Origin of the sequence: Halococcus thailandensis JCM 13552 (genome assembly GCF_000336715.1) — an archaeon.
GTDB classification, from domain to species: domain Archaea; phylum Halobacteriota; class Halobacteria; order Halobacteriales; family Halococcaceae; genus Halococcus; species Halococcus thailandensis.
The window spans coordinates 1-7,203 of sequence record NZ_AOMF01000091.1; the positions used below are offsets into that span (position 1 = coordinate 1).

Annotated in this window: 6 protein-coding genes and 3 pseudogenes; 6 read left to right on the forward strand and 3 right to left on the reverse strand. The window is 55.6% G+C overall.

What is annotated here, in order from left to right; all coding sequences use genetic code 11:
- Positions 1-766 precede the first annotated feature (766 nt).
- On the forward strand, positions 767-1,030 hold the full coding sequence (locus C451_RS03815; protein ID WP_007737886.1) for a hypothetical protein: 264 nt from the start codon (positions 767-769) through the stop codon (positions 1,028-1,030).
- 368 nt (positions 1,031-1,398) lie between these two features.
- Positions 1,399-1,899 (forward strand): annotated as a pseudogene (locus C451_RS03820) (phosphopantetheine adenylyltransferase); the annotation flags it as partial.
- A gap of 72 nt (positions 1,900-1,971) precedes the next feature.
- Here the strand turns inward: C451_RS03820 and C451_RS03825 are convergent.
- Both C451_RS03825 and C451_RS03830 read right to left on the reverse strand, forming a co-directional pair.
- The gene (locus tag C451_RS03825; RefSeq protein WP_007737891.1) at positions 1,972-2,406 is read right to left on the reverse strand and encodes a universal stress protein; all 435 of its coding nucleotides are present in this window, start codon (positions 2,404-2,406) and stop codon (positions 1,972-1,974) included.
- Positions 2,407-2,503: 97 nt separating this feature from the next.
- Positions 2,504-2,989, reverse strand: coding sequence for a universal stress protein (locus C451_RS03830; RefSeq protein ID WP_049912852.1), 486 nt, complete (start codon positions 2,987-2,989; stop codon positions 2,504-2,506).
- Positions 2,990-3,173: 184 nt separating this feature from the next.
- On the opposite strand from C451_RS03830, the gene C451_RS20800 reads away from it, so the two are divergent.
- The 3 genes and pseudogenes from C451_RS20800 to C451_RS21765 all read left to right on the forward strand — a co-directional run.
- A complete protein-coding gene (locus C451_RS20800) occupies positions 3,174-3,812 on the forward strand; it encodes a MaoC/PaaZ C-terminal domain-containing protein (protein ID WP_080503478.1) in 639 nt (212 codons plus the stop codon).
- A gap of 256 nt (positions 3,813-4,068) precedes the next feature.
- Positions 4,069-5,796: a helix-hairpin-helix domain-containing protein gene (locus C451_RS03840; protein ID WP_007737894.1), complete on the forward strand. Its 1,728-nt coding sequence runs from the start codon at positions 4,069-4,071 to the stop codon at positions 5,794-5,796.
- A gap of 103 nt (positions 5,797-5,899) precedes the next feature.
- A pseudogene (locus tag C451_RS21765) lies at positions 5,900-6,121 on the forward strand (IS6 family transposase); the annotation flags it as partial.
- A gap of 161 nt (positions 6,122-6,282) precedes the next feature.
- Here the strand turns inward: C451_RS21765 and C451_RS21770 are convergent.
- A pseudogene (locus C451_RS21770) lies at positions 6,283-6,381 on the reverse strand (IS5/IS1182 family transposase); the annotation flags it as partial.
- 130 nt (positions 6,382-6,511) lie between these two features.
- Between C451_RS21770 and C451_RS03845 the strand changes: the two are divergent.
- Entirely contained in the window at positions 6,512-6,961 is a 450-nt protein-coding gene (locus C451_RS03845) for a universal stress protein (protein ID WP_007737895.1), read from the forward strand.
- Positions 6,962-7,203 lie beyond the last annotated feature (242 nt).

The following is a 7,203-nucleotide window of genomic DNA, read 5'->3' on the forward strand; positions in this document are numbered from 1 at the left end:
TCACAACCTCTCTCTACGCGGTTCTTGAAGATAACCCTATCACGACAGCGCCGTCTGCGTGTTTTGCTCCTTAACCGAACACGAATGGTTCTTAGTCACTCATTCGGAATACCTGCCAGTACTGGTGCTTGGCTACGTCTCGATGCCGCTAGTTCGTGGTCTGGAAGCGGACGCTCGGACGGTGTCGACACTCACCGTCCACGCACCGAATGTGTTATCGATATTCTTCACGGGATCATCAATGCGTTTGGCCCGGGAGCTGCGTTTCTAGTGGCATCGGATCCATCCTCCTCAGTACGCGGCTGTTCGACCGACTCCTCGGCACTGTCGATAAAGAACGATTACGCCAGCGATATCTGTCGAGGCTGAACGACAAATGGATTTCCTTCGGGTTGGGTCTCGTTTTCATCGGATTCACGACGAGCGTGGCATTCTCCCTCGGTGTCGTCCCGCTGTACAACCGTGGTCACATCAAACGTGCCGAGATTATCCCCTACATTTTGGGAGCGAATCTCGGAACATTGGTCGACACACTCATTCAATCCGGTATAATTTCGAATATCTGCGTTGCTTTATATAAATTTGCTAATCGAAATTTGTCGGATTAGTCCGTGAGAACCATTTTGCACCACCGCCCGAAACCGCACACCGGTCGAGCATCACTCAGCAACCGACGCTCGCAAACGTAATCGTTAGACAACAGATATACCCCAATTGATAGATCCTCAATACCTTTACATGGATTCTCTCCGATGGCAAAGTATATATGACCGACTATTCCGACCTAGACGACGAGCAGATAGTTACTCAGCATCACCATCTGCGCAGTATGTTGAGTAATACTGACGGTGCGAAAGCAAGAATCGAAATGATACAGAACGGGATGGACCGAACGGTCAAACAGCCGGAATACGACGACCGAAACGAATCGATTGCCGAAGAGATACGCGATATGGAGCAAACGCTGAACCGAATACAAGCTCTCATCGAACGAGACATGCAGGCAATAGAAGATCGCCATGAGGAGTAGCAGAGCCACTTATTGACTCTTGTTCGTCCCCGTCCGTTGCTCGCTCAGAACGGATTCGTCGGCGCGTCGCTGGGTGCATCGAAGGAACGTTTTGGAACCAGTACCTACCTCTATCGCTTGAAACCGCGCTGAAAAACTCCCCTCTCAAGCGCAAAGGCGTCAGTTCGAGTAATAGGGAGTCGTCTTAGTGAGTTTCGTTATCACAGTCTGTAGTTCCTATCGGGTCAGCGTAGCAGGATAACCGAGACATGATTCGTGCCGTGCGGTAGTTAGAACTGCATTGGAGACGGTCGTCGACGCTAGCCGGTGCGTATAGGGAACTCGAAGACGGCCGTGGTGAATATGGGTTCCACCGACCGCATCGTGGCCTCGGCGGCACGTTCACACCCATCCACAACGGGCATCGCGCTCTCCTTCACAAGACGTTTCAAACAGCCAGCCGTGACAGCCGCGGGGACGGCCACGTCATCGTCGGTCTCACCTTGACGGTCCTCGCCACGCGGACGCGAAGCGACCCGTCGCATGCCGAACTCTTCGGCGACTTTCAGCACCGACGCGAGGGTCTCGTCGCCGAACTCGGGGACATGAGCGATGCGTACACGGCCTCCTTTGAGATAACACAGCTCGACGACGCACAGGGCCCTGCCGGGACGCACGAAGACGTGGATGCAGTGGTCGTCTCGCCCGAAGCGAAAGCCCAGCGTCGGGCACACGACCTCAACCGCCACCGCCGTGATGCAGGCCTGCCACAGCTCGAAATCCATACCCCGCCGTTCGTCATCGCCGAAGACGGTACCCGCATCAGCAGTACCCGTAGTCGGAACGGCGAGATCGACGTTCACGGACGACTGCTCGATTCCTCCAAGTAGCCATCGGGACGGTTGTCGAGCGGGGACGCTCCGAGACCGGCGTCGGCGGGCGATGCGGGCCGTCTTCGGTTCTCAGTCCCCGCTGAGCGGAACCGTCATCACCGGCGTGTCGACGGTGCGGACGACCCGTTCGGTTGTGCTGCCCAAGAGCGTGCGTTCGAGACCGGTTCGTCCGTGCGTCCCCATGACCACGAGGTTGATGTCCTCCTCGTCGACGTACTCATGGATGGTCTCGTGGGGAACACCCAGCCGAATCGCTTCGGTCGCGGGGACGTCTGTCCCTTCGGCCCGTTGCAGTACCGGCGTGGTCGGCGTCCCGCCGGACTGTTCGAGCAACTGGACGACCTCCTCGCGGTCCATGTCCGTGCTGATGGGACTCATCCGTACGTCGACGACGTAGAGTACGTGTACGGTCGCGCCGTACGTCCCCGCGATGCCGAGTGCGTGTTCGGCCGCCATATTCGCCCCCTCGCTGCCGTCGGTCGGGACGAGGATGTTCTCGTACATGTCTCTTCACGACTCACCACCGACAGTCTCCGGACTCGCCAACATCGTCCGCACCGACACGAGGTGGCGGGACTCATCCCGGGTCGTCCGGCGGGTGTCAGTCCTCATCGTAGAACTCGGAGTGTGGGGCTATTCCCTCAACGGTGGGAGGGCCGGGACGGCGGACGATGTGGAGGTCGCAGCCCTCCTCGGGAGCGATGTTCGCGGCAACGCTCGCCAGCGGCGTGACGACCCGACCCAGATTGTCGCTACCGAGGAACAGCACCGACGGGTCGTGTTCTTGCGCCATCCGCTCGATGTGGTCGGCGATGCCGCCGGCCGGCGGGAACTCACGGATGCGCTCACACTCGAAAGTAGCCTCCGGTGCGAGTGCATCTGTCCGCTCTCGAAGCGATTCGACGACCGTATCCACATCGAACGCCTCGTCCTCCCCAACCCATCCTTTCTGGCGTGCGTAGCGCTCCCGTTCGGAAACAACGCTCACGACGACGACTTCCTCTTCGAGTACAGCCCCATACTCGACGGCCCGAACCAGCGCGGCTTCGCCGAGTGCGGACCCGTCGAATGGTACGACGAACGTCATGCTCGAACGGAGGTCGCCGACCAACATCAATTTCGGGGTGAGCTGCGACCGCGAGCGGAAGTCGATTCCGGAGAGAATTTCGATAGATACGGCGGGGCGATGTTATATAACGCTCTGATTCTTCCCAGCGTCTAAGAAGCGTGGAGAGGATTAATGACCTCTTTCTGTGTATTTATACGAGCGTATGACCGTCGATCCAGTATGTGGCAAGGAAGTGAGCGCCACTGAAGCCGAAGCAAGCATCAAGTACGACAGTACGACCTATTACTTTTGTTCGGACGATTGTATGATGCTTTTCGAGAAGGACCCGGAAAATCAGATTCGGACACAGCATCCACTCAGTGAGGTACAAGGAACAGTTGTTCCAAGACTTCCATACGGACAACAGGAGGGCGAGTTTGACCTCTCGATTCAGACACCCGGCTCATTAGGAATTGGTGATCGGGTGACGTTTACGAAAGCTATCACTGAAGACGACGTTCGCAAGTTCGCCGAGGCGACAAGTGACACGAACGCAGTACATCTCAACGAAGAGTTCGCCGAGCAAACTCGGTTCGGCCGCCGTATCGCTCATGGGACGCTCGTATCCGGGATGATTAGCGCTGCTCTCGCCTGTTTACCTGGTTTCACGATCTATCTATCGCAGAATCTCGAATTCAAGCGTCCAGTCGATATTGGTGCCACTCTGACAGCCAGCTGCGAGATCATCGAGAATCTCGAAAACGATCGATATCGACTCACGACCCGCATTGAAAACGAAGACGAGGATATCGTCATTCATGGAACGGCAACTGTCTTGATCGACGAACTACCAGCGTACTGAGTGCATCACACTCCCTTTCTGCATCCGTAGTTGGTCTATAGTGTGGCTGCTCTCGTTATATCCTGACTCGCCATTTGTTTTATTGATTTATTCGTGGATATCTTATATACCGTTCGCAAATTCTGCCCAGCAATTCCCAGACTGCGAGAAGTAGTTGAACCAGGCTGAAATTCGCTCCAAACGCTACACAAACACGTAAGAATCGACCTACAATTACTTAGGCAACGCCGATGCAGTCATTGTTAAGAGCAGACAAATGCAAAATCAGGAAATCGCGAAGACGTTCTACGAAATCGCTGATTTTCTCGAGATCAAGGAGGTAGAGTACAAGCCTCGCGCTTATCGAACCGCCGCAGAGAACATCGAATCTCTCTCCACGGATATCGAAGACATACACGACCGGAACGAACTCGAAGAGATAGAGGGGATCGGTGAATCGATCGCCGAGAAGGTTGCCGAGTATCTCGATACGGGCTATCTGGCGTATTATGAGGACCTCAAAGCTGACCTTCCTATCGACATCGAGGCAATCACTAGTGTGAAAGGGGTTGGTCCGAAGACAGCCAAGAAACTCTATCTGGAACTCGATGTTTTGACTCTCGAAGATCTCGAGCACGCCGCCGAGAACGGGGCGATTGCTGAACTCGAAGGATTCGGTAAGGCGTCCCAGCAGAACATCCTCGATCGCATTGAGTGGGCGAAGCGGAGCCAAGAACGGATGCTGCTCGGACGAGCATTCCCAATCGCCCGGAGCATCGAGACGCGGCTTCAGAACTCCGACGCATTCGATCGGGTAGATATCGTCGGCTCGTTTCGTCGACGGCGACCTACTGTCGGCGATTTAGATATTCTAGCGACTGCCTCTGCCCCCGAGGTAGCGATGGAAGAATTTTGCACTCACGACAACGTAAAAGAGGTTCTTGCTAGGGGCAATACCAAGTCGTCAGTTATTGTCTCTGGTGGCCTTCAAATAGATCTTCGTATCGTTGACGACTCGGAGTACGGTGCCGCGCTCATTTATTTCACCGGGTCAAAGGATCACAACATTACGCTCCGGAATCGAGCGATTGACCATGGCTGGAAACTCAACGAATACGGGCTTTTCGACGTGAGTGACGTGGATGACGTGCGGGGTGGACAGCGCGTCGGCAAACGTATTGCAAGTGAGACCGAACCGGACATTTACGATACACTGAATACCACGTGGATCCAGCCAGAACTGCGCGAGGATACCGGAGAGGTTGACGCGGCCGCAGCGAGTGAACTTCCCGATTTAGTCGAACGTTCAGACATGAAGGGAGATCTACATCTCCACACCAAGTATTCCAATGGGTCACACAGCGTCCGGGAGATAGCTGTGGCCGCCGACGAGCTTGGCATGGAGTATATACTCATTACTGATTACGGACCGCACGTGCCAACCCCCCATACACTCGATGCAGAGACATTCGATAGCCAGCAAACGGAGATCAAGGAAGTGAACGATGATGCCGACATCGCCGTCACGGTCCTCCAAGGTATCGAGGCCGAGATCACCGACGAGGGACTCGAAATTCCTGAGGACTGGCACGAGGCCTGCGATCTGGTGGTTGCGGGAATACACAGCCAGCCGTCCAATCCAACGGAACAGGTAAGAATCGCGTTTCACGAGTTCCCTATTGACGTATTCGCACATCCCACTAACCGGTTGATCAACGAACATGGCTCTTTGGACCTCGATCTGAACGTAGTGATGGAGACCGCCAGCGACGAGCACATCGCGGTCGAGATCAACGCCCGGCCAGAGCGGCTTGATCTCGATTGGCAGTTCATCAAAGAGTACCGCGAGACAGTCCATTACGTCGTCTCTACCGATTCCCACATGACCGATGAGTTAGATAACATGCAACTGGGCGTCTCACAAGCCCGCCGCGGCTGGTGTGAAACGGATAATGTTCTGAATACGCGTTCACTCGATGACCTAATGGCGTTTTATGGTAAGTGATTGGCACTCTGGCCACCCGGAAAATGGAATGTCACAGAACGGCAGCATAGTTTTGGAGGGCGCTGTATAGTTAAGAGTGAGCAGGTCGAAGAGCTGGTTGTTCATGCCACTCAGCCACCTGCTCGACGAAGCGTTAGGGCCGATAGATAGTGACTGTTGGGACCGAGAGCGGACGGCGAACGCCCTGTTCGCCGTCCGACTCCATTCTGCGGGACTTTCGCTCCGCGAGACTGTGGCGATTCTCGACCTCCCGGTAGTTGACCGCTCGCATGGAGCGGTCTGGAACTGGATGCACCGTCTCGCAGACAACCAAGATGACCCGCCGCGGAGAAGAGTGATCGGCGCAACGTTTGGATGTTGAGGAACGTCTGGTGCTTCGGCAAGCGGAAAACCAAACGACAGCAGTGAGTTCACTAGGTCTCTCGCTGACCAACATTCAGCTCTTACGCAGCAGTTGCCGCGTTGAATAGGCATACGGCGCGGTGATCATAGCGATTCACATAACTGTTCGATGTTCGAAACTACAAATTTCAGGACGATCTCACGAAACTCGCGATACCAGAAGTGCGCTCGCACGGCTGGGCCGCGTTCAGCGAGTTCAAGCCGGTGCTGTACCTGACCGATTAACTTGCCGCGGCACTCACTGAGGGGCGAGACTACATGCCTCGGCAATCGTACGATAATAACTATACGCAGAGAGACAGTACCATGTCGCATGACTGAACACGTTCTCGTCGCCATCGACGGCTCGCCGCAATCGGAGCACGCATTAAAGTACGCACTCGGCATGGGTGACGTAGAACTCACCGTTATCACTGTTATCAACCCCTTCGACACCGACCCGAACACGATCGGCCTACAATCGCCGACCGGAATTCCCGGTCTGCCCGGCTACTCCGAGGAGTGGTACGATAGTGCGCGGGCGGAAGTTGAGGACCTCCACGCGGCCGTGAGCGAGCAGGCTACCGAAGAGGGCGTAGCGCTGTCGGGTGAAATCGAGATCGGTGATCCCGCGCGGCGCATCGTCCGCTACGTTGAGAATAACGACATTGACCACGTGGTCGTCGGCAGCCACGACCGCTCGGACCTCACGCGCATACTGCTCGGTAGCGTCGCCAAGCGGATAGTGCAGCGCTCACCGGTACCAGTCACAGTTGTTCGTTAACTAGATCGAACGTCTAGCGAGCAGCTCGTCCGATTGCTGCACGTCGTCGGGCCAGTGAACTGGTGCTGTATCGCAATCTGACTGATACTTGCATATGCAACCCTCTACCCCGATAGCTCCCGAGAGCAGATACGTGTCTATAACATCTCAGGGAGCGTGTCATAGAATCCGTCTCATGCCGTGAGCATCTCGCGGCCCGGATTGTCTCCTCGTTCGTCGTTGGTGATTGCGACGACCACTCG

What these genes read in the sequence shown, in the direction of transcription:
- C451_RS20800 (WP_080503478.1), top strand. Translation starts at nt 3,174, where the DNA reads ATGACCGTCGATCCAGTATGTGGCAAGGAAGTGAGCGCCACTGAAGCC.
- C451_RS03840 (WP_007737894.1), top strand. Translation starts at nt 4,069, where the DNA reads ATGCAAAATCAGGAAATCGCGAAGACGTTCTACGAAATCGCTGATTTT.
- C451_RS03845 (WP_007737895.1), top strand. Translation starts at nt 6,512, where the DNA reads ATGACTGAACACGTTCTCGTCGCCATCGACGGCTCGCCGCAATCGGAG.
- C451_RS03830 (WP_049912852.1), bottom strand. Translation starts at nt 2,989, where the DNA reads ATGACGTTCGTCGTACCATTCGACGGGTCCGCACTCGGCGAAGCCGCG.
- C451_RS03825 (WP_007737891.1), bottom strand. Translation starts at nt 2,406, where the DNA reads ATGTACGAGAACATCCTCGTCCCGACCGACGGCAGCGAGGGGGCGAAT.
- C451_RS03815 (WP_007737886.1), top strand. Translation starts at nt 767, where the DNA reads ATGACCGACTATTCCGACCTAGACGACGAGCAGATAGTTACTCAGCAT.